The sequence below is a fragment of the Streptomyces sp. NPDC001822 genome (assembly GCF_042892135.1).
Lineage (GTDB): Bacteria > Actinomycetota > Actinomycetes > Streptomycetales > Streptomycetaceae > Streptomyces.
This window is the reverse complement of record NZ_JBIATW010000002.1, coordinates 696988-719745: the sequence shown is the minus strand read 5'-3', so window position 1 is coordinate 719745 and position 22758 is coordinate 696988. Positions and strand designations below refer to the sequence as shown.

The following is a 22758-nucleotide window of genomic DNA, read 5'->3' as shown; positions in this document are numbered from 1 at the left end:
CGATGACCCTGCCCTACCTGCTCCTGGACATCGACGGCGTCCTCATCCCGTTTCCGGCCGCCGACGGCAGCACTCCGCCCACCCACGTCCGCCACACCGTCCTGCCCACAGGCCGACACCCCGACGACCCAGTGCCCATCTGGCTCGACCCGAGCCACGGCGTCCTTCTCGCTGACCTCCTGACCAGCGGGCTCGTCACTCCCGTGTGGTGCACGAGCTGGCGCAGGGACGCCACCACGATCATCGGCCCTCTCCTGGGGCTGCCCGACTTCCCTTACATCGACCTGCCTCGCCCTCAGATCACGACCAGCCACCCCGACGGCTACCTCTGGAAACGTGACCACGTCGACGTCTGGCTGGCCGACGCGCCCGCCGTCTGGATAGACGACGACTTCACCGGCCTCGACCATGCATGGGCGGCGGAGCGCACCGCCTGCGGAATGTCGACCCTCCTCGTGCAGCCCGACCCGCATCTCGGGCTGCAGCCCGAGCATCTGACCGAGGTGACGACGTGGGTGGCGCGGTTACCCACAGCCCGAGCCACCTGACGGCTGTTGCCCTCGCTGCCACGGGCAGCGAGGGCAACGGCGTGCTCTGTGGGGTCTGACTACCTGGGTGTCTTGGAGTCGGGATCCAACTCAGGCGGTGCCGACTGCCTTGCCGGACCTACGGATCGGCTTGCCGAGAAGCTCTTCCACCTCCGCAGACGCGGCGTCGAGGAATTCCTGACCGAACAGACAGAGCGACTGTTCCCAGGGGTGCCCAAAGCTGCCCATCCGGAAGTCTTCCGAGAGGTAGATGTAGTAATCCCCATCGGGATACGGGCTCAAAGGCCAGGCCGGCTGCCCCGGGCCACCGACGCCCTGCGGTGCGAAGCGATACGACGTGTGCTGCCAGTCAAGCGCGAACAGCGTTCCGCTCGAGCCACTGCAGGAGGTCAGCCCCTGCTCGACCACCTCGACCAGGCGGTCCAAGCACTTGTATTCAGGGTCGTCGTCAAGCGCGGGAAGACTCCAGGTAACCGATGTGACGGGCTCCTTGATGGCTGGCCACTTGAGAGCACTCGTACTCGGCCGGAACGTGAACTCGTCGTAGAAGCGGTCCCAAACGCGCCGGTACTCGGTCTCAAGCAGCTCGGCCACGGGGCTCTCCATCATGGCCCGACCCTATCGAGTCGCCCATGTGAGGATCGGAGATGGATCCTTCACGGACCTTCGCTTCCCTCGACTCGGGCCATCAAGGTTTTCCGTGATAGGTGGGGGCGGCCTGATAGCCTGCGATCTTCGCCGGTCACCCGGACGGAGTCCCCCGGCAGGTCTTCATGTCTTGCTCTGAGCAGCTCATGACAGCTCTCGATGCCCTGGACCACGCCTTCGCCTCAGAAGGTCCCTTCCTCGTCACAGGATGCACGCACTGCTACAGCGAGCGAGACTTCGCCGAACTCTCCGGCCCGCTGCACCTCATAGGCGACCGCCTGGTTTCCTCGGTTGCCGCGAAGACGCCTGATCATTGGGAAGACTTTCCTCGTCTCTATCGTCACCTCGTCCCGCGCATCATTCGCCTGCTCGTCACCGGCCGGCTCCACATCGATGGGGAGCTCATCGCCTCCCGCCTGATCCACGCGGGCTGGGCCACCTGGGACGTGCCCTTGACCGAGGCCCTACGAGACGTCTGGTCTGCTTGGTGGCAGAGCACGCTGCATACCCACCCCAGCCCCGTGCCCGTCAGGGATTGCCTCAGCGTCATCACCGTGGCCACCAACAGCCTGCGTCCCTGGCTGGACACATGGACCGCGACCGATACCCCAGCCGCCGACGCGCACTTGGCGGACCTCGTTGACGACGTGACGTTCGAGTTCGAGATCACCGACTTGCGCATGGGCTTCTACGATGAGTACGACGCCACTGCCGAACTGCTGGGCTGGCTTCTCACCGACGTGCGCGATCGTGTCATCGACACACGCCTCGACGCCCCCTTCCTCCATGAGCACCTTCAGGCAACCGCTCAACGCCCCCGCGGATCGACTTCGCCACTCGGAATCTGAACGCGGCGGCCTGTTGGTAAACAGCCTGGAGGTAGCGGAAGGCTCCATCGGCCGCTGCGGCCTGCTGTTCGTGGCCGCGCTGCTCATGCCATATGGCGACGGCGCGGGCCAGGTGCACGGTGGCGAAGAGCAGGGCGATGGCGAGTCCGGCGGTGTAGCCGCTCCCCCGCGTGCCGGGCCCATCCAGCACGCTGCGGACTCCGCGCGGACCGCAGAGGCCGCCCAACCCGCTCCGTCGCAGGTCAGACGGCCTTTCGCCGAACGTATTAGACGTTGAAGCGGAACTCCACCACGTCGCCGTCCTGCATCACGTAGTCCTTGCCCTCCATGCGCGCCTTGCCCTTGGCGCGGGCCTCGGCGACCGAGCCCGTCTCGACGAGGTCGTCGAAGGAGATGATCTCCGCCTTGATGAAGCCCTTCTGGAAGTCGGTGTGGATCACACCGGCCGCCTCCGGGGCCGTGGCGCCCTTCTTGATCGTCCAGGCGCGGGTTTCCTTCGGGCCGGCTGTGAGGTAGGTCTGCAGCCCCAGGGTGTCGAAGCCGACGCGGCCGAGGGTGGCCAGTCCGGGCTCTTCCTGGCCCATCGACTGGAGGAGCTCCAGGGCCTCCTCGTCGTCGAGCTCGATCAGCTCGGACTCGATCTTGGCGTTCAGGAAGATGGCCTCCGCCGGGGCGACCAGGGCGCGCTGCTCGTTCTTGAAGTCCTCGTCGACCAGCTCGTCCTCGTCGACGTTGAACACGTAGAGGAACGGCTTCGTCGTGAGCAGGTGGAGCTCGTGGAGGAGGCTGCCCTTCTCGGTGCCGGCCGTGATGCCCCGGGAGAAGAGGGTGTCGCCCGCTTCGAGGATCTTCTGGGCCTCCTCGACGGCCGCGAGGACCGCGACCTTCTCCTTCTGGAGGCGGGACTCCTTCGTCAGGCGCGGGACGGCCTTCTCGACGGACTGGAGGTCGGCCAGGATCAGCTCGGTGTTGATCGTCTCGATGTCGTCCTTCGGCGAGACCTTGCCGTCGACGTGGACGACGTTCTCGTCCTTGAAGGCGCGGATGACCTGGCAGATCGCGTCGGACTCGCGGATGTTCGCGAGGAACTTGTTGCCCAGGCCCTCGCCCTCGCTCGCGCCGCGCACGATCCCCGCGATGTCGACGAAGTCGACGGTGGCCGGGAGCAGCTTCTGCGAGCTGAAGATCTCGGCGAGCTTGTTCAGGCGGGGGTCGGGGACACCGACGACGCCTACGTTGGGCTCGATCGTGGCGAACGGGTAGTTGGCCGCCAGCACGTCGTTCTTGGTCAGGGCGTTGAACAGGGTCGACTTGCCGACATTCGGCAGGCCGACGATTCCGATCGTGAGCGACACTTTGGCGACTTCCTGGAGTGAGGAGAGGGGCTGTGCGGGCGGGCCGTGGCTGACCCGATTCTCCAGTTTACGGGCGGGCCGGAGCGCGCCGTCACGGGTGCGGGGTGGGACGCGGTACGGGGAGCGGGGCGGCGCCCTGCCGGGCCCCGGCGGGGCCGAACGGTGGTGTTTCGGCCTCGCGGGGTCGAACGCAATGCCAAGGTCGGCCAAAACGCGTGTCCAACGCCCGAAAGAACCCGGCCCGCGACCTAGGTTGTCGGGGTGGAGCAGCACAGGACTCGTACCCCGCAGCGCAGGCAGCCCCAGCAGGTGGCCTCCGGCCCGTCCGGCGGCCTCGGTGAGCCTCCGTCCGGCTACCCGGTGTCGGTGGCGGTGGCCACGGCGCCCGCGGCCGGGCCTGTTCCCGGCCGTCGTCCCGGTCCCGTCGCGCCGGTCGTGCTGGCGCTGCGCAGATTCCCCAATCCGCGGCTGACCGGCATCGGCGCCGGTCTCTTCGCGACCCTGGCGATGTTCCTGCTGGCCTGTCTGGACCGCCTGCTCCTCGGCAGTTCGGAGACCGTGTACGGGGTGCTCTTCCTGCCGGTCAGCGCGCTGACCGCCCTGTGGGTGCGGCCGGCCGACCTGGTGACGGCCCCGATCATCGTGCCCATCGCCTTCGCCGTCGGCGTGATCCCCGTCGCCGGGGGCACGGGGGGATTCGGCGGGCAGGTCATGGCCGTCGTCACCGCGCTGGCCGTGCACGCCGGCTGGCTGTACGGCGGCACGCTCGTCGCGGGCCTGATCGCCACTGTGCGGAAGATCCGTCAGATGCGGGAGCGGCAGCGCCACCTGGTCAGGGCCGACCGGAGCGCACGCCGCCCCCGCGTGTAGGACTACTTGCCCGCGGCGGCCATCGCGGCGCCGACGATGCCCGCGTTGTTCTGCAGCTGTGCCGGGACGAGCTCCGCCCGTACGTGCTCGATCAGGGGCAGGAACTTCTCCGCCTTGCGGCTGACTCCGCCGCCGATGATGAAGAGCTCGGGCGAGAACAGCATCTCCACGTGGACCAGGTACTTCTGCACCCGGTGCGCCCAGTGGGCCCAGCTGAGGTCCTCGTCCTCCTTGGCCTTCGTGGAGGCCCGCTTCTCGGCGTCGTGGCCGTGCAGTTCCAGGTGGCCGAGCTCGGTGTTGGGTACGAGGTGCCCGTCGGTGAAGACGGCGCTGCCGATGCCCGTGCCGAGGGTCAGCATGATCACCGTGCCCTTGCGGTCCTTGCCCGCGCCGAAGGTCATCTCGGCGATTCCCGCAGCGTCGGCGTCGTTGAGGATCGTGACGCTCCGGCCGATGCGCTCGGCGAGCAGCGCCCGGGCGTCCGTGTCGATCCAGCCCTTGTCCACGTTGGCGGCGGTCCTGGTGACTCCGCCCGTGACCACTCCGGGGAACGTGATTCCGACCGGCCCCTGCCAGTCGAAGTGACCCACCACCTCGGCCACACCGTCGGCGACGCTCTCGGGCGTCGCCGGGTGAGGTGTCAAAACCTTGTGGCGCGCCTGCGCCAGCTCTCCGCGGTCCAGGTCTACGGGCGCACCCTTGATCCCGGAACCACCGATGTCCACACCGAAGATCTCCATGGGATCCACGGTACGGGCAGGTGGCACGTATCACGCACCGGAGGGGCGGCAGGGGGCGCGCCCGGTCCTACGGGCGCGCGGTAGGCGTCCGCCCACGCGGTATGCGTCCGCTCGCGCCGTGGCGGGCGGACGCACCCGCGTCGTCACTCCGCGGAGAGTGCGGCCGCCTCGGCGCGCAGGTCGCGGCGGAGCTCCTTCGGCAGCGAGAAGGTGATCGACTCGTCGGCGGTCTTCACCGTCTCGACGTCCGCGTAACCCCGCTCGCCCAGCCACTCGAGCACACCGTCGACCAGGACGTCGGGCACCGAGGCCCCGGAGGTGAGGCCGACCGTGGTGACGCCCTCCAGCCATGCCTCGTCGATCTCGTCTGCGAAGTCCACCAGGTGGGCGGCCGGCGCACCGGCGTCCAGGGCGACCTCGACCATGCGGATCGAGTTGGAGGAGTTCTTCGAGCCGACGACGATGACGAGCTCGGCGTCCTCGGCCAGCTTCTTCACGGCGACCTGGCGGTTCTGCGTGGCGTAGCAGATGTCGTCGCTCGGCGGGGAGAGGAGGTTCGGGAACTTGTTCTTGAGGGCGCCGACCGTCTCCATCGTCTCGTCGACGGAGAGCGTGGTCTGGGACAGCCACACGACCTTGGACTCGTCGCGGACCTCGACGTTCGCGACGTCCTCGGGTCCGTCGACGAGGGTGATGTGGTCGGGGGCCTCGCCGCTCGTGCCGATGACCTCCTCGTGGCCCTCGTGGCCGATCAGGAGGATGTCGTAGTCCTCCTTGGCGTACCGCACGGCTTCCTTGTGGACCTTGGTCACCAGGGGGCACGTCGCGTCGATCGTGGCGAGCTTGCGCTCGGCCGCCTCGGCGTGGACCGTCGGGGCGACACCGTGCGCGGAGAACATCACGATGGAGCCCTCGGGCACCTCCGCGGTCACGTCGACGAAGATCGCGCCCTTCTTCTCGAGGGTTTGCACGACGTACTTGTTGTGCACGATCTCGTGGCGGACGTAGATCGGTGCCCCGTACTGCTCCAGGGCCTTCTCCACGGCGATCACGGCACGGTCCACGCCCGCGCAGTAACCGCGGGGCGCGGCGAGCAGGACTCGGCGGCTGTCACTGCGGCGCGGAGCGCCTGCGCTCGGGGCGGTGGCGGGCGACGGGCTGGGCGTTGCGGTCATGCGTCCCATCGTAAGGCCGTATCGAACAGGCGCCGGTTCGGCGGGCTCGGGAGACTGAGGCGTACGCAATCCAGCGACGGAGGCCACATGGCGGGCAGCGGCAGCAGCACGGACGACGGAAGGCTGCGGCGCACCCTCGGGTTCCGGGACCTGGTGGTCTACGGGCTGCTGTTCATCGCCCCCATGGCCCCGGTCGGCGTGTTCGGCACCCTGGACGCCAAGTCCGACGGAGCCGTGGCGCTGGTGTACGTCGTGGCGACGGTCGTGATGGCCTTCACCGCTTTCAGCTACGCCCAGATGGTCCACGTCGCCCCGCTGGCCGGCTCGGTCTTCGCGTACGCCCGGAAGGGGCTCGGGGAGGGGCCGGGATTCATCGCCGGCTGGATGGCGATGCTCGACTACCTGCTCATCCCCGCGGTCGCCTACCTCTTCTCCGGGATCGCGATGAACGCCCTGGTGCCGGAGGTGTCGCGGTGGGTGTGGACGGCGATCGCGGTGGTCGTGACGACCCTGCTCAACCTCTGGGGCGTACGGGCGGCGGCCCGGGTGGGTTTCGCGGTGCTCGCCATGGAGATCGTGGTGCTGCTGGTCTTCGTGGTGTCGGCCGTGGTCGTGCTGGTCAGGGACGGGGCACAGCGCGGCTGGCTGAGTCCGCTCAGCGGTGACTCGGGCTTCTCGGCGACGGCCGTGCTGGGCGCGGTGTCCGTCGCCGTGCTGTCCTACCTGGGCTTCGACGCGATCGCGTCCTTCGCCGAGGAGGTGACGGGCGGGTCGGCCAAGGTGGCGCGGGCGGTGCTGTTCTGTCTGGTGCTGGCCGGGGTGCTGTTCATCGTCCAGACGTATCTTGCCGGGCTGCTGGAACCGGTCTCGTCCGCGGAGCTCGCGGCGGACCCGGTGAAGCAGGGGTCGGCCTTCTACGACACGGTGGACGCCTCCGTCGGCACCTGGCTGCACGACCTCGTCGCCGTGAGCAAGGCGATCGGCGCGGCCTTCGCGGCTCTGGCGGGACAGGCGGCGGCCGGGCGGCTGCTCTTCGCGATGGCCCGGGAGCGGCGTCTGCCCTCGCTGCTGTCCCAGGTGGACACCAGGTCCGGGGTGCCGCGGGTGGCGATCACGTGTGCCGCGGTCGTGACCCTGGTGGCGGCGGTGTGGGCGGCCCGGCGCGACGACGGGCTCGACCACCTCGTGTCGGTGGTGGACGTCGGCGCTCTCAGCGCGTTCGTGCTGCTCCACGCCTCGGTGGTGGGCTGGTTCGTCGTACGCCGGATGGAGGGCCCGCCGAGCTGGTGGCGCCATGTGCTGATGCCGGTGGTCGGGGCGGTCGTCCTCGTCGCGGTGATCCTGGAGGCGACGACGAGTGCGCAGCTGGTGGGGCTGTGCTGGTTCGGGATCGGGCTCGTGGTGCTCGCGGTGCAGTGGGGGCGGCGGGCCGCCTGATTGTCGGTGCCGGCCGATACGCTCGCCCGTATGGCTCTCACTACGTCCCCGGAAGCCCCGCTGCCCGTAGGCGACGTGTCGCGGCTGATCGGCGGGTGGATCGACCGGCTCGGCGCCGTCTGGGTCGAGGGGCAGATCACCCAGCTGTCGCGGCGGCCGGGCGCCGGGGTGGTGTTCCTGACGTTGCGTGATCCGTCGCACGACATCTCGGTGAGCGTGACCTGCTTCCGGCAGGTCTTCGACCGGATCGCCGACGTGGTGACCGAGGGAGCGCGGGTCGTCGTCCTCGCGAAACCGGAGTGGTACGCCCCCCGGGGGCAGCTGTCCCTGCGGGCCACGGAGATACGGCCGGTCGGCATCGGTGAGCTGCTGGTGCGGCTGGAGCAGTTGAAGAAGTCCCTGGCGGCCGAGGGCCTCTTCGCCCTGGACCGCAAGAGGCCGCTGCCGTTCCTGCCGCAGCTGATCGGCCTGGTCTGCGGGCGGGCGTCGGCGGCGGAGCGCGATGTGCTGGAGAACGCCAGGCGGCGCTGGCCGGCCGTGCGCTTCGAGGTGCGCAACACGGCGGTGCAGGGGGTGCACGCGGTGAACCAGGTCGTCCAGGCGGTCAAGGAGCTGGACGGGATGCCGGACGTCGACGTGATCGTGGTCGCCCGTGGCGGGGGCAGCGTGGAGGACCTGCTGCCGTTCTCCGACGAGGAGCTGATCCGGACGGTCGCCGCCTGCCGTACGCCAGTGGTCTCCGCGATCGGGCACGAACCGGACTCGCCGCTGCTCGACCTGGTCGCCGACGTGCGCGCCTCGACGCCGACGGACGCGGCGAAGAAGGTCGTGCCGGACGTGGGCGAGGAACTGGACCGTGTGCAGCAGCTGCGGGACCGGGGCCTGCGGACGGTGCGGGGGCTGATCGAGCGGGAGGAGCGGGGGCTGGCGCACGCGCTGGGCCGGTCCTCGATGGAGCGCCCGCACCGGATGGTGGACGAGCGTGCCTCCGAGATCGACGCCCTGGTGGGGCGCAGCCGCCGGGTGCTCGGGCATCTGCTGGACCGCGCCGACTCGGAGCTCGCGCACACCCGGGCCCGGGTCGTCGCCTTGTCGCCGGCGGCGACGCTGGAGCGGGGATACGCGGTGCTGCAGCGGCCGGACGGCCACGTGGTGCGCTCCCCCGCCGATGCCGGAGCGCCGGGCGACGAGCTGCGGGCGCGGGTGTCGGAGGGCGAGTTCACGGTACGGGTCGCGGAATGAGGGCCCGGGATCGTCGGACCCCGCACATAGGGTGGTCGGTATGACGGACGACGGGACGACGGTGGCCGCCGCGACGGACACACTCGGCTACGAGCAGGCGCGGGACGAGCTGATCGAGGTCGTACGCCGCCTGGAGGCGGGCGGCACGACGCTGGAGGAGTCGCTGGCCCTGTGGGAGCGGGGCGAGGAGCTGGCGAAGGTGTGCCGGCGCTGGCTGGAGGGCGCGCGGGCCCGGCTCGACGCGGCGCTGGCGTCCCCGGAGGAGTCCGGGGAGGGCGGCGACGGCGCCGCCTGAGCGGGCCGCCGACGCGCGCACGCACGGGCAGGTGGTCCGCCACTCGCGCACGGGTCCGTGCCCCGCGCCTCGCGGGCGGCGCGTCGCACCCGGGGTGGGGCCGGCCACGCCGTACGACAGGAATCCCCGTAGCGCCGGGCGCTACGGGGATTCCGCGTCCGTGTGCGGTGTCCGCCGTCAGGGGGCCTCGGTGGCGCCGGGGCCGGCGGCCCGCAGCGCGCCGGCCATCTCGGCGAGGCGGTCCGCCGGGGCCGAGCCGGTGACCACGGTGGTGACGCCCTCGGCGTGCAGCACGAGCGCGTCGTACTTGGAGCCCTCCCAGACCTGCCACGCCTTGCCGGCGACCTGGCGCGTGCGCCCGGTGTCCCGGGCGTCCTGGCTGACCTCGGGAACGTACTTGCGGGCGGGGCTCGTGGACTGCTCGACCGCGACGTACTTCTTGTCGGGGTCGAGGAAGCCGAGATGCCACCCGGACCCGTTCTGCCCCTGGTAGGACACCGAGGTCGGCTTCCAGCCCTTGGCCAGTCCGTCGGGCGCGACCACGGGGTACGGCGCGGCGCGCCGGGCCGTCGCCAGCTCGACCCGGTAGTCGACCGCCTTGACCGGGTCGGCCTTCTCGTCGTGCGGAATGAAGATGTAGACGACCCCCGCCACTGCGGTGATCACGAGCATCGACAGGAACATGTCCCGGACGGTCTGCTTGCCTCGCTTGCTTGCCACGGACTCAATGGTGGCATGCGCCTCCGGACAGCCCTGAGGGGGGCGCCAGCACGTCCACCAGGGGCCGGTCCGCTCATCCGTGACCCGGTCTGCTCATTTTATCGACCTACCGATAGAGTCACAGCACCCTCTTTTCCGGTCGTCGTCGTACAGAAAGGTGCGCTCCGATGTCCGAGCATCATCTGCCGTCCCAGCTCGAGGTCTCCCCGGAGGCCCCCGACCGCAACCTGGCCCTGGAGCTGGTCCGGGTCACCGAGGCCGCCGCGATGGCCGCCGGGCGCTGGGTCGGCCGCGGCGACAAGATCGGCGCCGACGGTGCCGCGGTGAAAGCCATGCGCACGCTCGTCTCCACGGTGTCGATGAACGGCATCGTCGTCATCGGCGAGGGCGAGAAGGACGAAGCGCCCATGCTGTTCAACGGCGAGCGCGTCGGCGACGGCACCGGGGCCGAGGTCGACATCGCCGTCGACCCGATCGACGGCACCACGCTCAACGCCAAGGGCATGCCCAACGCCATCGCGGTGCTGGCGGCGGCCGACCGGGGCGCGATGTTCGACCCGTCCGCAGTCTTCTACATGGACAAGCTGGTCACCGGCCCCGAGGCGGCCGACTTCGTCGACATCAACGCGCCCGTGTCCGTGAACATCCGGCGCGTCGCCAAGGCGAAGAACTCGGCCCCCGAGGACGTCACGGTCGTCATCCTGGACCGCCCCCGGCACGAGGACATCGTGCGGGAGATCCGGGAGACGGGCGCGCGGATCAAGTTCATCTCCGACGGCGACGTCGCCGGATCGATCATGGCCGCTCGTGAGGGCACCGGTGTCGACCTGCTCATGGGGATCGGCGGCACCCCCGAGGGCATCATCTCGGCGTGCGCCATAAAGTGCCTGGGCGGTGTCATCCAGGGCAAGCTGTGGCCCAAGGACGAGGCGGAGCGGCAGCGGGCTCTCGACGCGGGTCACGACCTCGACCGCGTGCTGTCGACGGACGACCTCGTCAGCGGGGACAACGTCTTCTTCGTCGCCACCGGGATCACCGACGGTGAACTGCTGCGCGGTGTGCGGTACCGCGCGGAGACGGCCACCACCGAGTCCCTCGTGATGCGCTCCAAGTCCGGCACGATCCGCCGGATCGACTCCACGCACCGGCTGTCGAAGCTGCGCGCCTACAGCGCGATCGACTTCGACCGCGCCAAGTAGGCCGTGCCGTGCGGACGGTGGGGCCGGCCCGGCCGGATCCCACCGTCCGTGCACGCGGGTTTCAGCCCGCCGCGGCTATGCGCGCGCCCGGGGCGGCGGCCTTGAGCTCGATGTCCCGCCTGCGGCGACGGGCCAGCGCCACACGGCGCTCGGCGGCGGTGAGGCCGCCCCACACCCCGTAGGGCTCGGGCTGGACGAGTGCGTGCTCCCGGCACTCCACCATGACCGGGCATCTCGCACAGACCTGTTTCGCCGCCTCCTCGCGGGAGAGCCGGGCAGCGGTCGGCTCCTTCGACGGGGCGAAGAACAGCCCGGCCTCGTCCCGGCGGCACACCGCCTCCGAGTGCCAGGGCCCCGCCTCGTCCTCCCGTGCGGGGGTGCGCCGGGTGGGCACGGCGGCGACCTGCAGGGGCTGATGCGGCAAATGCAGCACGGTCCACTCCTGACGACGGCTTGGGCTTCGTGAGCGAGAGGCGATGCAGCACTCCCTACCCGCTGTACGCACCCCTATGCACTGAGTGGTTCCCACTTGGACCGCCACCGGAACGCCTCGCCACGGCATGGCCGGAATTCGTGGTGCCCCGGCCGTCGGGCGTCAGTGACCGAGGTGTTTGCGCAATTGCTTGTGGAGGTTGGCGATGAGCTTGCCGCGCTTGGGCTTGGCCTCGACGCTTCCGAACACGGAATAGCCGTTCACCACGACCACCGGTGCTTCCGGGTCGGCGGATTCCAGTGTGTCGACCTCGAAATTGCCGAAGATGCCCGTCCCGCTGCCGCGCAGGGAGATGTTCTCCGGCACCTTGATATCGACACTGCCGAAGATGGACGTCGCATTGATGACGGTCAGACGCTGGCCGAAAAGCGCCTCGGTGAGGTCTATTTCGACGCTTCCGAAGAGGGAGAAGGCGTTCGTGCGGCCGCCCACACGCCAACGCCCCCTGCGGGTGGAGCTGCTGAAGACGGCCACCAGGTTCTCGGCGGTCCCGGCGGCCGCCTCGGGGCCGTAGCCGTACGGCGAGGTGTCGAGGCGGCTCGTCCCGCTCTGTGCGGGCAGATCCCGCACCAGTGGCTCGAGTTCACCGACGGTCTTGGCCCGGTAGACGAGGTCCACCCGCTCGGCATGCTCCTCGGCGGTGAGCCGGCCCTCGGCCATGGCCTCCCGCAGGATGTCCGCGATCCGGTCGCGGTCCGCGTCGGACGCGCGGATTCCGGCAGGCGCGGGACCGGCCGGAGCGACGGGCTGCTGGGGCTGCTTTTCGAGGTCCACCGGCCAAGCGTACCGAAACGCGATAGATCGCGACCAGTACCTCTCCGGCCCTGCCGCGAATCCGCACCGGGATCGGGCCGGTCCGGGTGAGCCTTACCTCACAGGACCGGCCCCGTCGCGGCGCTCTACCCTGATGGATGCGCTGCCCGAGGGAGGTCAGCCGACGTCGCCGAGTGAGGAATGGCCGTAATGCCAGAGTTTGCGTACACCGATCTGCTCCCCCTGGGAGAGGACACCACGCCGTACCGGCTGGTGACCGCCGAGGGCGTCTCGACCTTCGAGGCCGACGGCCGTACGTTCCTCAAGGTGGCCCCGGAGGCCCTGCGCACGCTCGCCGCCGAGGCCATGCACGACATCTCGCACTACCTGCGGCCGGACCACCTGGCGCAGCTGCGGCGGATCGTGGACGACCCCGAGGCCTCCTCCAACGACAAGTTCGTCGCGCTGGACCTCCTGAAGAACGCGAACATCGCCGCGGCGGGCGTCCTGCCGATGTGCCAGGACACGGGCACGGCCATCGTCATGGGCAAGCGCGGGCAGAACGTCCTCACCGAGGGCGGTGACGAGGAGGCCCTGTCGCACGGCATCTTCGACGCCTACACGAAGCTGAACCTGCGCTATTCGCAGATGGCCCCGCTGACCATGTGGGACGAGAAGAACACCGGCTCGAACCTCCCGGCCCAGATCGAGCTGTACGCGACCGACGGCGGCGCCTACAAGTTCCTCTTCATGGCGAAGGGCGGCGGCTCGGCCAACAAGTCGTTCCTCTTCCAGGAGACGAAGGCCGTCCTCAACGAGGCCTCCATGATGAAGTTCCTGGAGGAGAAGATCCGTTCGCTGGGCACGGCGGCCTGCCCGCCCTACCACCTGGCGATCGTCGTCGGCGGCACGTCGGCCGAGTTCGCGCTGAAGACCGCGAAGTACGCCTCCGCGCACTACCTCGACGAGCTTCCCGCCGAGGGCTCCCCGACCGGTCACGGCTTCCGGGACAAGGAGCTGGAGGAGAAGGTCTTCGAGCTCACGCAGAAGATCGGCATCGGCGCCCAGTTCGGCGGCAAGTACTTCTGCCACGACGTGCGCGTGGTGCGCCTGCCCCGGCACGGCGCCTCGCTCCCCGTCGCGATCGCCGTCTCCTGCTCGGCCGACCGCCAGGCCACCGCGAAGATCACCGCGGAGGGCGTCTTCCTGGAGCAGCTGGAGAAGGACCCCGCGCGCTTCCTGCCGGACACCACCGACGAGCACCTCGACGAGGCCGGCGACGTCGTGCGGATCGACCTGAACCGCCCCATGGACGAGATCCTCGCCGAGCTCACCAAGTACCCGGTGAAGACCCGGCTCTCGCTGACCGGCCCGCTGGTCGTGGCGCGTGACATCGCGCACGCCAAGATCAAGGAGCGGCTCGACGCGGGCGAGGAGATGCCGCAGTACCTCAAGGACCACCCGGTGTACTACGCGGGCCCCGCGAAGACCCCCGAGGGCTACGCCTCCGGCTCCTTCGGCCCGACGACGGCCGGACGCATGGACAGTTACGTCGCGCAGTTCCAGGCGGCCGGCGGCTCCAAGGTGATGCTCGCCAAGGGCAACCGGTCCAAGCAGGTCACGGACGCGTGCGGCGCCCACGGCGGCTTCTACCTCGGCTCGATCGGCGGGCCCGCGGCGCGCCTGGCCCAGGACTGCATCAAGAAGGTCGAGGTCGTCGAGTACGAGGAGCTCGGCATGGAGGCGGTCTGGCGGATCGAGGTCGAGGACTTCCCCGCGTTCGTCGTGGTCGACGACAAGGGCAACGACTTCTTCACCGAGCCCGCCCCCGCGCCGACCTTCACCAGCATCCCGGTCCGCGGCCCCGGCCTCGGCTGACCCTTCCCGGACCCGTACAGGGGCACCCGGCCACCGGCCGGGTGCCCCTGTGGCGTTCCGGCGGGGCCAGGGAAGGCCCCTTCCGGCGTACGGGGCCGGGAGGGCGCCCGCCGCGCGGGGAATACGTGGACCGGCCCACGTGCTGCTTTCCATCAGGAGGTTTGAAAAACATGGACGGATCGGCCCAGGAATCGAAGTACCGCGTCGAGCACGACTCGATGGGTGAGGTGAGGGTGCCCGCGCACGCGAAGTGGCGGGCGCAGACCCAGCGCGCGGTGGAGAACTTCCCCGTCTCGGGGCAGCGCCTGGAACGGGCGCACATCGAGGCCCTGGCCCGGATCAAGGCCGCCGCGGCGAAGGTCAACGCCGAGCTGAAGGTGCTGGACCCCGACATCGCGGAGGCGATCCGGACGGCCGCCGCCGAGGTGGCGGAGGGGCGCTGGGACGAGCACTTCCCCGTGGACGTGTTCCAGACGGGTTCCGGCACGTCCTCCAACATGAACACCAACGAGGTCGTGGCCACGCTCGCCACCGAGCGGCTCGGACGCGAGGTGCACCCCAACGACCACGTCAACGCCTCGCAGTCGTCGAACGACGTCTTCCCGTCGTCGATCCACATCGCGGCGACGGCGGCCGTGACCGCAGACCTGATCCCCGCACTCGAACACCTGGCCGAGTCCCTGGAGCGGAAATCGGCCGAATTCGCGGACGTGGTGAAGTCGGGCCGCACGCACCTGATGGACGCCACTCCCGTCACCCTCGGCCAGGAGTTCGGCGGTTACGCCGCGCAGATCCGCTACGGCGTCGAGCGGCTGCACGCCTCGCTCCCCCGCCTCGCCGAACTCCCGCTCGGCGGCACGGCGGTGGGCACCGGCATCAACACCCCGCCCGGCTTCTCCGCCGCGGTGATCGCCGAGGTCGCCCGCACCACGGGGCTCCCCCTCACCGAGGCCCGCGACCACTTCGAGGCGCAGGGTGCCCGGGACGGACTCGTCGAGGCGTCGGGGCAGCTCCGTACGCTCGCGGTGTCGCTCACCAAGATCTCCAACGATCTCCGCTGGATGGCGTCCGGACCCCGCACGGGCCTGGCCGAGATCAACCTGCCCGACCTCCAGCCGGGGTCGTCGATCATGCCGGGCAAGGTCAACCCGGTGATCCCGGAGGCCGTACTGATGGTCGCGGCCCAGGTGACGGGGAACGACGCCACGGTCGCCCTCGCGGGGGCGGCGGGCAACTTCGAGCTCAACGTGATGCTCCCCGTGATCGCGAAGAACCTCCTGGAGTCCGTGCGGCTGCTCGCCAACGCCTCGCGGCTGCTCGCGGACCGCACGGTCGACGGCATCACGGCCAACGTGGACCGGGCCCGGCACTACGCCGAGTCCTCCCCCTCGGTCGTGACCCCGCTGAACAAGTACATCGGCTACGAGGAGGCGGCGAAGGTCGCCAAGAAGTCCCTGGCCGACGGCACGACCATCCGGGAGACGGTGCTGGCCGGCGGGTACGTCGAGCGCGGCGACCTGACGCTGGAGCAGCTCGACGCCGCCCTGGACGTGCTGCGCATGACCCGGCCGTGAGGCGGTGCCGCGCACCGCGTACGCCTCGGCCGTGAGGTGTCCGTGCGCTGTCGCGTGTGGCCCGGCCGTGACGCGTAACGCGGCGGCCGGGCCGGCGCGTCCCTAAGATCTCTTCATGACGACGACGGAAGCGGGTACGGGAGCAGGCACCGGGGCAGGTGCGGGGGACGGCGGACGCTGGGCGCCGGGGGACAGGATCCTCTGGCGCTACCGGGACAACGGGCATCCGGGCGAGGGCGGCGGCGCCGGGGGCGTGCACATCTGCCGCCCGGTCACCGTCGTGCAGGACACGGACGAGCTGCTCGCCGTGTGGATGGCGTCCGGCACGGAGTGCGTGAGACCGGTGCTCGCCGACGGCACCCAGGTGCACGCCGAGCCGCTCGCCACGCGCTACACGCGCCCGCGCACGACCGTGCGCTCCCGGTGGTTCGGCTCGGGCGTGCTGAAGCTCGCCCGGCCGGGTGATCCGTGGTCCGTCTGGCTGTTCTGGGACCGTGGCTGGCTCTTCCGCAACTGGTACGTCAACCTGGAGGAGCCCCGGTCACGCTGGTCCGGAGGAGTCGATTCACAGGATCATTTCCTCGACATCTCGGTCCGGCCCGACCACAGTTGGGAGTGGCTCGACGAGGACGAGTTCGCCCAGGCGCAGCAGGTCGGACTGATGGACGCCCGCACCGCCCGGCGGGTGCGCGAGGCCGGCCTCGCGGCCGTCGAGGTGATCCAGCGCTGGGGCGCGCCCTTCAGCGACGGCTGGGAGCACTGGCGGCCCGATCCTCGCTGGAAGGTCCCGCCGCTGCCGGATGACTGGGACCGCACCCCCGCGCCCACCCCGTCGTGAGACCCTTGATTCACCCCAGGGGGGCGAACGTAGGATCGCCGTCCTGAACCGTTCCATCGGTCCACCGCGCCTCAACCGGCGTAACCGGCCATGCACCTGACCACCAGTCACCGCACATGTCGCACGAGCAGCACGGGCCACGGACCCTGGCTGTCGCGCGGTAGCACGAACCACACGAGGGGGTGGAGACGTGTTCGCTGTCCGCTGCCCCGTCACCGGAAGACCTCGCGTCGGCCCCCCGGCCGGCCGTTCGGTTTCGGCCCCGTTTCCGGGGGCATCCGGTGACAGCCGTTGTTCTCACCGCTCTTGCCGGGACACAGTGGCGCACACCCCTGAGGCGAGTGTGATCGCTTCATACAACCGGCCCGGACGGACGGAATCCCACGCGTGACGGAGCATCCCACCTCCCACGAAGGCCGGCAGCCGCTCGCTGCCCGGCCGCAGGAGCGCGCCCGGCCCCGGCAGCAGGAGGGCCCGCCGGGCGCCGCCGCCACCGCCGCGATCCCCGGCCCCTCCCCGGTGCCGGGCACGGCGGCCCAGAACGCCGTGCCGAGTCCTGCGTCCGCGGAGTCCGCAGCGTCGGCCGCCGACACCCAGGCCGTCGCCCGCCGCGAGGGCGACCGGCTGCGCTTCGTCGGTGCCGCCACCCGCCGGATCGCCCGGGGCATAGACCTCGACGAGATCGTGCTGGGCCTCTGCAGGGCGAGTGTGCCCACCTTCTCCGACGCCATACTCGTCTACCTCCGCGATCCGCTTCCGGTGGGCGACGAGCGGCCGGTGACGCCGTTCGTGCTGCGGCTCCGGCGTACCGACCGGCTGCGGCACGCCGACGAGGAGAGCGAGAGCGGCCCGGAGGGCGAGCGGCTGCGGCTGCCCGTGACCGACCCGCAGGCCGGGCTGATGCCGGCGGCCGACCTCTGTGAGATCCAGGCGGGCGGTGCGCTCGCCGAGGTGCTGCGCGGGGTGCGGCCGGTCTTCGGCGATTCGGCCGCCGCGCGCGTCGCCCTGCCCGAACTGCTGGGCGCGGGGCGGGCGGTGCCCACCGGGCACCGGGCGATCCTGGCTCCCCTGCGCGGCCGCCGCCGGGTGATCGGCGCGGCCGTGTTCCTGCGCGGTACGGAGCGCCCGCCCTTCGAGGCCAATGATCTCCTGGTCGCGGCCCAGCTGGCCACGCACACCGCGCTGGGGATCGACAAGGCCGTGCTCTACGGCCGCGAGGCGTACATCGCCGACGAACTCCAGCGCACGATGCTGCCCGACTCGCTGCCCCAGCCCACCGGTGTGCGCCTGGCGTCCCGCTACCTCCCGGCCGCCGAGACGGCCCGCGTCGGCGGTGACTGGTACGACGCGATCCCGCTGCCCGGCAGCCGGGTCGCCCTGGTCGTCGGCGACGTGATGGGCCACTCCATGACGTCCGCGGCGATCATGGGCCAGCTGCGTACCACCGCGCAGACCCTGGCCGGCCTCGACCTGCCCCCGCAGGAGGTGCTGCACCACCTGGACGAGCAGGCGCAGCGGCTCGGCAGCGACCGCATGGCTACCTGCATGTACGCGGTCTACGACCCCGTCGCACACCGGATCACCATCGCCAACGCCGGCCACCCGCCGCCCGTGCTGCTCCATCTGGGTGGCCGGGCCGAGGTGCTGAGGGTCCCCCCGGGGGCGCCCATCGGCGTCGGCGGGGTCGACTTCGAGGCCGTCGAGCTGGACGCGCCCGCGGGCGCCACGCTGCTCCTGTACACGGACGGCCTGGTGGAGTCCCGGATGCGGGACGTGTGGACGGGCATCGAGATACTGCGGGAGCGGCTCGCGGCCACCGCGCAGCTGACCGGTCCGGACCACTCGCCTCCGCTGGAGGCGCTGTGCGACGACGTCCTGGACATGCTCGGCCCGGGTGACCGGGACGACGACATCGCGCTGCTGGCCGCCCGGTTCGACGGGATCGCGCCGAGCGACGTCGCCTACTGGTTCCTGGAGCCGGAGGACGCCGCGCCCGGACGGGCCCGCAGGCTGGCGCGCAGGGCGCTGAGCCGCTGGGGCCTGGACGACATCTCCGACGAGGTGGAGCTCCTGGTCAGCGAGGTGGTCACCAACGCCGTGCGGTACGCGGAGCGTCCGGTGACGCTGCGGCTGCCGCGTACGGACATCCTGCGCTGCGAGGTCGGGGACGACGCACCGCAGCTGCCCAGGCAGCGGCGCGCCCGGGAGACCGACGAGGGCGGGCGCGGGCTCTTCCTGGTCAACCGGCTGGCCCGGCGGTGGGGGGCGACCCGCCTCTCCACGGGCAAGGTCGTGTGGTTCGAGATGGCCACTCCCTGAGGGTGCCGGTGGACGGACGAGCGTGAGGGGCGGGTGCCGGCCGGCACCCGCCCCTCACGCGTCGTCACTGCCCGAACGGGCCGCCGCCGGGCCGGCCGGGCGGCTGCTGGGTCCCGCCGTCGGGGTCCGGTGTCTCGCTGGGCGTCCCGCTCGGGGTCTCCGAGGGCGTCTCGCTCGGCGTCTCGGCCGGCGGGGACGGCTCGACCGGGGACTCGCTCGGGGACTGGGAGGGCGTCTCGGGCGTCGCGGAGGGGGTTTCCGAGGGCTTCTCCGTCGGCGTCGGGGACGCCGAGGGGGTCTCGGTCACGGACGTCTCGCCGTGCTCCACGCCCTCCAGGTCGAAGGAGGCGTCCGAGCCGCCGCCCAGCGCGCCGAGGGTGTAGTCGGCCCAGATCTTGGCGGGGAAGCCGCCACCGTTGGCCCGGCCGGAGTTGGCCGTGCCGGTGAGGCTGACCTGGCCGCCGCCCTCCTTGGTCGACTCGCCGTACAGGGCGACGACCGTGGAGAGCTCGGGGGTGTAGGCCGCGAACCAGGCCGCCTTGTTGTCCTCGGAGGTACCCGTCTTGCCCGCGGCGTCGTAGGCCGAGGTGTTGGCCTCGTGACCGGAGCCGAGGTCGACGACCTCGGTCAGTGCCTTCGTCACGGTGTCCGCGGACGCCCGGCTGATGGCCTGGCCGCCGATGCCGTCGACGGGCTCCATGGTGCGGTCGCGGTGCACGGCGGACTTGACGATGGTCGGCGTGACCTTCTTGCCGTGGTTGTCGAGGGTGGCGTAGACCCCGGCCATGTCCCACGTGGAGGCGTTCATGGTGCCGAGGGTGATGGCGGGACGCTCGGGGAAGTTCACGTCGGGTACGCCCAGGCCGAGCGCGGTCTTCTTGACCGCCTTCGGGGTGACGTCGACGACCATCTGCGCGAAGACGGAGTTGATCGACTTGTCCAGGGCCGTCTGGACGGTCGGGTTGCGGTAGCTGACGTCGTCCTCGTTCTGCGGGGCGAACGGGGTGTCGCTCCCGACGACGGGACGCCTGCTGGTGCCGTCGTAGACCGTGTTGAGGCCGATCAGGTCGCCGCCCTGGGTCTGCGATCCGTTCTCCAGGGCGGAGGCGAGCACGAGCGGTTTGAAGGTCGACGCGGGCTGGTAGTCCCTGCGGGTCGCGTTGGATATGTAGTGCTCGGTGGCGCCGACTCCGCCGTACAGGGCGACGACTTTGCCGGTCTTCGGGTCCACCGAGGTGGCGCCCGCCTGGACCGTCGCGTCGACCTTGTTCTTCTTCCGGTCGAGCTGGTCCTCCAGCTGGCGGTTGACCGACTTCTCGAGCTGCTTCTGCCGCTTCTTGTCGATGTTGAGGGTGATCGTCCAGCCGCCCGCCCGGCGCATCTCCTCGGTGATGCCCTGGCGCTCCATCTCCTGGTTGGCGGCCTCGACGAGGTAGCCCGTCTGTCCCTCCAGCCCCGGAGCGGCCTTGGGCGCGTCGGGCACGGGGAACGTCAGCCTGTCGCGCTCGGCCCGGTCGAGCCAGCCCTCCTCGACCATGTTGTCCAGCGTGTAGGCCCAGCGGTCCTTGACGAGCTTCTTGCCGGTCGGGGTGGCCCGGGCCCAGTCGTACTGGCTGGGCGCCTGGAGCAGCGCCGCGAGGTAGGCGCCCTGGGAGACGTCGAGGTCCTTGGCGTCGACCCCGTAGTAGGCCTGCGCGGCCGCCTGGATCCCGCTCGCGCCGCGGCCGTAGAACACGGTGTTGAGGTAGCCGGCGAGGATGTCGTCCTTCTTCATGCGCTGGTCGACCTTGAGGGAGATCACCAGCTCCTTGAGCTTGCGGCTGACCGTCTGGTCCTGCGTGAGGTAGTAGTTCTTCACGTACTGCTGGGTGATCGTGGAGCCACCCTGCTTGCCCTTGCCGGAGAGCGTGTTGAGCACACCACGGGTGGTGCCCTTGAGGTCGACGCCCCGGTCCCGGTAGAAGGACTTGTTTTCGGCGGCGACGAAGGCGTGCTGGACCTTCTTGGGTACGACGGCGAGGTCGACGATCTCGCGGTTGGCCCCGGAACCGGTGCGGGCGAGGATCGAGCCGTCGCTGTACTTGTAGATGTTGCTCTGCTCCTGCGCCGCGGCGTTGGCCGGAGGCACGTCCACGTACAGGTAGAGCGCCGCGAAGCCGCCCATCACCAGAAGGCACAGCCCGAAGAACGTGCCCAGCATCTTCCGCCATGTGAAGAGCCGTCGTATGCCGCCGCTCCTGGCAGCCCGACGCGCGTCCGCTCGCCCCATCGCCGTGGTGCTCCTCTACCTCTGCTCGAACCGCTTCAGGTCAGACCAGCCAGCTAACACCGAAGGCGTGGACAAATGGCAAGCGATCCGATCTTTTCCGGACGTGAGAATCAGCACCCGGTTTCAATGGAACCGACTCCCGAGGGGTGCACAAGGTTGCCGCACCCGTTAATGTGTAATCACATTGCTAGCGCGGCGCGACGCCGCGCGGAACGGGGGACCCATGTCCGCACCACACGACCTCCCCGGCGCCGCCGGCCCGGGCGCCGACCTCGCGCCCGACGCCCCGGAGATGCCCTCTCCCCAGGTCAGGGAGACGACGGCGCACTCCATCCCCGGCGGCCTCGGCCTGCTGCTGACCGTCCTCGGCGTGCTCGTCGGTGTGGCCCTCACCATCGTCGGCGTGGTCCTCGGCTCCCACGGACACGAGGGCGTGGGCGTCCCGCTCCTCATCCTCGGAATCCTGCTCGCCATCGCCTCCTTCTTCTGCATGAGCGGTGTGAAAATGGTCGCCCCGGGCGAGGCCCGGGTCATCCAGCTCTTCGGCCGGTACGTCGGCACGATCCGCGCGGACGGCCTCCGGTGGATCAACCCGCTGACGTCCAGCCGCAAGATCTCCACCCGGGTGCGGAACCACGAGACGGCCGTCCTGAAGGTCAACGACGCCTACGGCAACCCGATCGAGCTCGCCGCGATCGTCGTCTGGAAGGTCGAGGACACCGCACAGGCGCTCTTCGAGGTGGACGACTTCCTGGAGTTCGTCGCGACGCAGACCGAGGCGGCCGTCCGGCACATCGCGATCGAGTACCCGTACGACGCCCACGAGGAGGGCGGCCTGTCCCTGCGCGGCAACGCCGAGGAGATCACCGAGAAGCTCGCGGCCGAACTGACCGCGCGGGTGCAGGCGGCGGGCGTGCGCATCATCGAGTCCCGCTTCAGCCACCTCGCGTACGCCCCCGAGATCGCGTCGGCGATGCTCCAGCGCCAGCAGGCGGGGGCCGTCGTCGCCGCGCGCCAGCAGATCGTCGAGGGCGCGGTGGGCATGGTCGAGATGGCCCTGACCCGCATCGCGGAGCAGGACATCGTCGAGCTCGACTCCGAGCGCAAGGCCGCGATGGTCAGCAACCTGATGGTCGTGCTGTGCGGCGACCGCGCCGCGCAGCCGGTCCTGAACACTGGCACGCTCTACCAGTGACCGACGACGCGGCCCCTCCGGCGGGCCGGACTCCCCGGCGGGGTGCCACCCGCAAGCAGATGCTGCTGCGGCTGGACCCCGCCGTGCACGACGCGCTGGCCCGGTGGGCCTCGGACGAGCTGCGCAGCGCGAACGCGCAGATCGAGTTCCTGCTCCGGCGGGCCCTGGCGGACGCCGGGCGCCTGCCGGGCGGGGCCGCCCCGATCCCGCGCCGGGGCCGCCCCCCGAAGTCCCCGCCCGGGGAGCCGCCGGAGCCGTCCGGATGACCACCCGCGGCCCGGAGCGCCGGACCCGGCCGCGGGCGGGACGCACAGGCCGGCGCCGCAGAGGTGCCGCCACCCCCTATGCGCAACAGGTATACA

21 protein-coding genes and 1 pseudogene are annotated in these 22758 nt (G+C 70.6%); 13 read left to right on the top strand and 9 right to left on the bottom strand.

The window, feature by feature from the left end:
* Nucleotides 1–2 precede the first annotated feature (2 nt).
* Nucleotides 3–548 (top strand): HAD domain-containing protein, encoded by a 546-nt coding sequence (locus ACFYY2_RS07790; protein WP_388738414.1) that lies wholly within the window; start codon nucleotides 3–5, stop codon nucleotides 546–548.
* Between the two features lie 90 nt (nucleotides 549–638).
* Here the strand turns inward: ACFYY2_RS07790 and ACFYY2_RS07785 are convergent, their stop codons facing one another.
* Nucleotides 639–1142 carry a DUF2716 domain-containing protein gene (locus ACFYY2_RS07785; protein ID WP_388738411.1) on the bottom strand — a complete coding sequence of 168 codons (504 nt, stop codon included), beginning with the start codon at nucleotides 1140–1142 and terminating at the stop codon, nucleotides 639–641.
* Nucleotides 1143–1321: 179 nt separating this feature from the next.
* Between ACFYY2_RS07785 and ACFYY2_RS07780 the strand changes: the two genes are divergently transcribed.
* A complete protein-coding gene (locus ACFYY2_RS07780) occupies nucleotides 1322–2044 on the top strand; it encodes a hypothetical protein (protein ID WP_388738408.1) in 723 nt (240 codons plus the stop codon).
* 4 nt (nucleotides 2045–2048) lie between these two features.
* Here ACFYY2_RS07780 and ACFYY2_RS07775 read toward each other — a convergent pair.
* Both ACFYY2_RS07775 and ychF read right to left on the bottom strand, forming a co-directional pair.
* Nucleotides 2049–2207: pseudogene (locus tag ACFYY2_RS07775) on the bottom strand (mobilization protein); the annotation flags it as partial.
* A 103-nt stretch (nucleotides 2208–2310) separates the two neighbouring features.
* Complete coding sequence (gene ychF, locus ACFYY2_RS07770; RefSeq protein WP_388738404.1) at nucleotides 2311–3399, bottom strand: redox-regulated ATPase YchF; 1089 nt, start codon at nucleotides 3397–3399, stop codon at nucleotides 2311–2313.
* A gap of 261 nt (nucleotides 3400–3660) precedes the next feature.
* Between ychF and ACFYY2_RS07765 the strand changes: the two genes are divergently transcribed.
* On the top strand, nucleotides 3661–4269 hold the full coding sequence (locus tag ACFYY2_RS07765) for a DUF6542 domain-containing protein (RefSeq protein ID WP_388738399.1): 609 nt from the start codon (nucleotides 3661–3663) through the stop codon (nucleotides 4267–4269).
* 2 nt (nucleotides 4270–4271) lie between these two features.
* Here ACFYY2_RS07765 and ppgK read toward each other — a convergent pair whose 3' ends face one another.
* On the bottom strand, nucleotides 4272–5009 hold the full coding sequence (gene ppgK, locus ACFYY2_RS07760; protein ID WP_388738397.1) for a polyphosphate--glucose phosphotransferase: 738 nt from the start codon (nucleotides 5007–5009) through the stop codon (nucleotides 4272–4274).
* 143 nt (nucleotides 5010–5152) lie between these two features.
* The gene (locus ACFYY2_RS07755) at nucleotides 5153–6184 is read right to left on the bottom strand and encodes a 4-hydroxy-3-methylbut-2-enyl diphosphate reductase (protein ID WP_388738393.1); all 1032 of its coding nucleotides are present in this window, start codon (nucleotides 6182–6184) and stop codon (nucleotides 5153–5155) included.
* 87 nt (nucleotides 6185–6271) lie between these two features.
* Between ACFYY2_RS07755 and ACFYY2_RS07750 the strand changes: the two genes are divergently transcribed.
* From ACFYY2_RS07750 to ACFYY2_RS07740, 3 genes are read left to right on the top strand one after another with little or no spacing between them, the layout of a single operon-like run.
* Nucleotides 6272–7621, top strand: coding sequence for an APC family permease (locus ACFYY2_RS07750; RefSeq protein WP_388738388.1), 1350 nt, complete (start codon nucleotides 6272–6274; stop codon nucleotides 7619–7621).
* 30 nt (nucleotides 7622–7651) lie between these two features.
* Nucleotides 7652–8863 carry an exodeoxyribonuclease VII large subunit gene (xseA, locus tag ACFYY2_RS07745; RefSeq protein ID WP_388738383.1) on the top strand — a complete coding sequence of 404 codons (1212 nt, stop codon included), beginning with the start codon at nucleotides 7652–7654 and terminating at the stop codon, nucleotides 8861–8863.
* Nucleotides 8864–8903: 40 nt separating this feature from the next.
* Nucleotides 8904–9158 carry an exodeoxyribonuclease VII small subunit gene (locus ACFYY2_RS07740; RefSeq protein WP_388738381.1) on the top strand — a complete coding sequence of 85 codons (255 nt, stop codon included), beginning with the start codon at nucleotides 8904–8906 and terminating at the stop codon, nucleotides 9156–9158.
* A 177-nt stretch (nucleotides 9159–9335) separates the two neighbouring features.
* On the opposite strand, the gene ACFYY2_RS07735 is transcribed toward ACFYY2_RS07740, so the two are convergent.
* Entirely contained in the window at nucleotides 9336–9878 is a 543-nt protein-coding gene (locus ACFYY2_RS07735) for a DUF4245 domain-containing protein (protein ID WP_388738379.1), read from the bottom strand.
* A 167-nt stretch (nucleotides 9879–10045) separates the two neighbouring features.
* Between ACFYY2_RS07735 and glpX the strand changes: the two genes are divergently transcribed.
* Nucleotides 10046–11077 carry a class II fructose-bisphosphatase gene (gene glpX / locus ACFYY2_RS07730; protein ID WP_388738376.1) on the top strand — a complete coding sequence of 344 codons (1032 nt, stop codon included), beginning with the start codon at nucleotides 10046–10048 and terminating at the stop codon, nucleotides 11075–11077.
* 61 nt (nucleotides 11078–11138) lie between these two features.
* On the opposite strand, the gene ACFYY2_RS07725 is transcribed toward glpX, so the two are convergent.
* A complete protein-coding gene (locus ACFYY2_RS07725) occupies nucleotides 11139–11510 on the bottom strand; it encodes a WhiB family transcriptional regulator (RefSeq protein ID WP_388738374.1) in 372 nt (123 codons plus the stop codon).
* Nucleotides 11511–11672: 162 nt separating this feature from the next.
* On the bottom strand, nucleotides 11673–12344 hold the full coding sequence (locus ACFYY2_RS07720) for a DUF1707 domain-containing protein (RefSeq protein WP_388738370.1): 672 nt from the start codon (nucleotides 12342–12344) through the stop codon (nucleotides 11673–11675).
* Between the two features lie 189 nt (nucleotides 12345–12533).
* Here ACFYY2_RS07720 and ACFYY2_RS07715 point away from each other — a divergent pair, with 189 nt between their 5' ends.
* The 4 genes from ACFYY2_RS07715 to ACFYY2_RS07700 all read left to right on the top strand — a co-directional run bounded on the left by ACFYY2_RS07715 (nucleotide 12534) and on the right by ACFYY2_RS07700 (nucleotide 18932).
* Nucleotides 12534–14201, top strand: a complete 1668-nt coding sequence (locus ACFYY2_RS07715; RefSeq protein ID WP_388738366.1) for a fumarate hydratase — start codon at nucleotides 12534–12536, stop codon at nucleotides 14199–14201.
* A 170-nt stretch (nucleotides 14202–14371) separates the two neighbouring features.
* Nucleotides 14372–15775: a class II fumarate hydratase gene (locus ACFYY2_RS07710; protein ID WP_388738361.1), complete on the top strand. Its 1404-nt coding sequence runs from the start codon at nucleotides 14372–14374 to the stop codon at nucleotides 15773–15775.
* Between the two features lie 115 nt (nucleotides 15776–15890).
* On the top strand, nucleotides 15891–16613 hold the full coding sequence (locus ACFYY2_RS07705; protein WP_388738358.1) for a DUF402 domain-containing protein: 723 nt from the start codon (nucleotides 15891–15893) through the stop codon (nucleotides 16611–16613).
* Nucleotides 16614–17000: 387 nt separating this feature from the next.
* Nucleotides 17001–18932, top strand: coding sequence for a SpoIIE family protein phosphatase (locus ACFYY2_RS07700; protein WP_388738355.1), 1932 nt, complete (start codon nucleotides 17001–17003; stop codon nucleotides 18930–18932).
* Between the two features lie 64 nt (nucleotides 18933–18996).
* Here ACFYY2_RS07700 and ACFYY2_RS07695 read toward each other — a convergent pair whose 3' ends face one another.
* A complete protein-coding gene (locus ACFYY2_RS07695) occupies nucleotides 18997–21201 on the bottom strand; it encodes a transglycosylase domain-containing protein (RefSeq protein ID WP_388738352.1) in 2205 nt (734 codons plus the stop codon).
* Between the two features lie 223 nt (nucleotides 21202–21424).
* Between ACFYY2_RS07695 and ACFYY2_RS07690 the strand changes: the two genes are divergently transcribed.
* On the top strand, nucleotides 21425–22396 hold the full coding sequence (locus tag ACFYY2_RS07690) for an SPFH domain-containing protein (RefSeq protein WP_388738349.1): 972 nt from the start codon (nucleotides 21425–21427) through the stop codon (nucleotides 22394–22396).
* Nucleotides 22393–22662, top strand: a complete 270-nt coding sequence (locus ACFYY2_RS07685; protein WP_388738346.1) for a hypothetical protein — start codon at nucleotides 22393–22395, stop codon at nucleotides 22660–22662. The genes ACFYY2_RS07690 and ACFYY2_RS07685 overlap by 4 nt, the downstream gene beginning before the upstream one ends.
* Nucleotides 22663–22758: the final 96 nt, after the last annotated feature.

What these genes read in the sequence shown, in the direction of transcription:
- ACFYY2_RS07790 (WP_388738414.1), top strand. Translation starts at nt 3, where the DNA reads ATGACCCTGCCCTACCTGCTCCTGGACATCGACGGCGTCCTCATCCCG.
- ACFYY2_RS07780 (WP_388738408.1), top strand. Translation starts at nt 1,322, where the DNA reads ATGTCTTGCTCTGAGCAGCTCATGACAGCTCTCGATGCCCTGGACCAC.
- ppgK (WP_388738397.1), bottom strand. Translation starts at nt 5,009, where the DNA reads ATGGAGATCTTCGGTGTGGACATCGGTGGTTCCGGGATCAAGGGTGCG.
- ACFYY2_RS07755 (WP_388738393.1), bottom strand. Translation starts at nt 6,184, where the DNA reads ATGACCGCAACGCCCAGCCCGTCGCCCGCCACCGCCCCGAGCGCAGGC.
- ACFYY2_RS07750 (WP_388738388.1), top strand. Translation starts at nt 6,272, where the DNA reads ATGGCGGGCAGCGGCAGCAGCACGGACGACGGAAGGCTGCGGCGCACC.
- xseA (WP_388738383.1), top strand. Translation starts at nt 7,652, where the DNA reads ATGGCTCTCACTACGTCCCCGGAAGCCCCGCTGCCCGTAGGCGACGTG.
- ACFYY2_RS07740 (WP_388738381.1), top strand. Translation starts at nt 8,904, where the DNA reads ATGACGGACGACGGGACGACGGTGGCCGCCGCGACGGACACACTCGGC.
- glpX (WP_388738376.1), top strand. Translation starts at nt 10,046, where the DNA reads ATGTCCGAGCATCATCTGCCGTCCCAGCTCGAGGTCTCCCCGGAGGCC.
- ACFYY2_RS07715 (WP_388738366.1), top strand. Translation starts at nt 12,534, where the DNA reads ATGCCAGAGTTTGCGTACACCGATCTGCTCCCCCTGGGAGAGGACACC.
- ACFYY2_RS07710 (WP_388738361.1), top strand. Translation starts at nt 14,372, where the DNA reads ATGGACGGATCGGCCCAGGAATCGAAGTACCGCGTCGAGCACGACTCG.
- ACFYY2_RS07705 (WP_388738358.1), top strand. Translation starts at nt 15,891, where the DNA reads ATGACGACGACGGAAGCGGGTACGGGAGCAGGCACCGGGGCAGGTGCG.
- ACFYY2_RS07695 (WP_388738352.1), bottom strand. Translation starts at nt 21,201, where the DNA reads ATGGGGCGAGCGGACGCGCGTCGGGCTGCCAGGAGCGGCGGCATACGA.
- ACFYY2_RS07690 (WP_388738349.1), top strand. Translation starts at nt 21,425, where the DNA reads ATGTCCGCACCACACGACCTCCCCGGCGCCGCCGGCCCGGGCGCCGAC.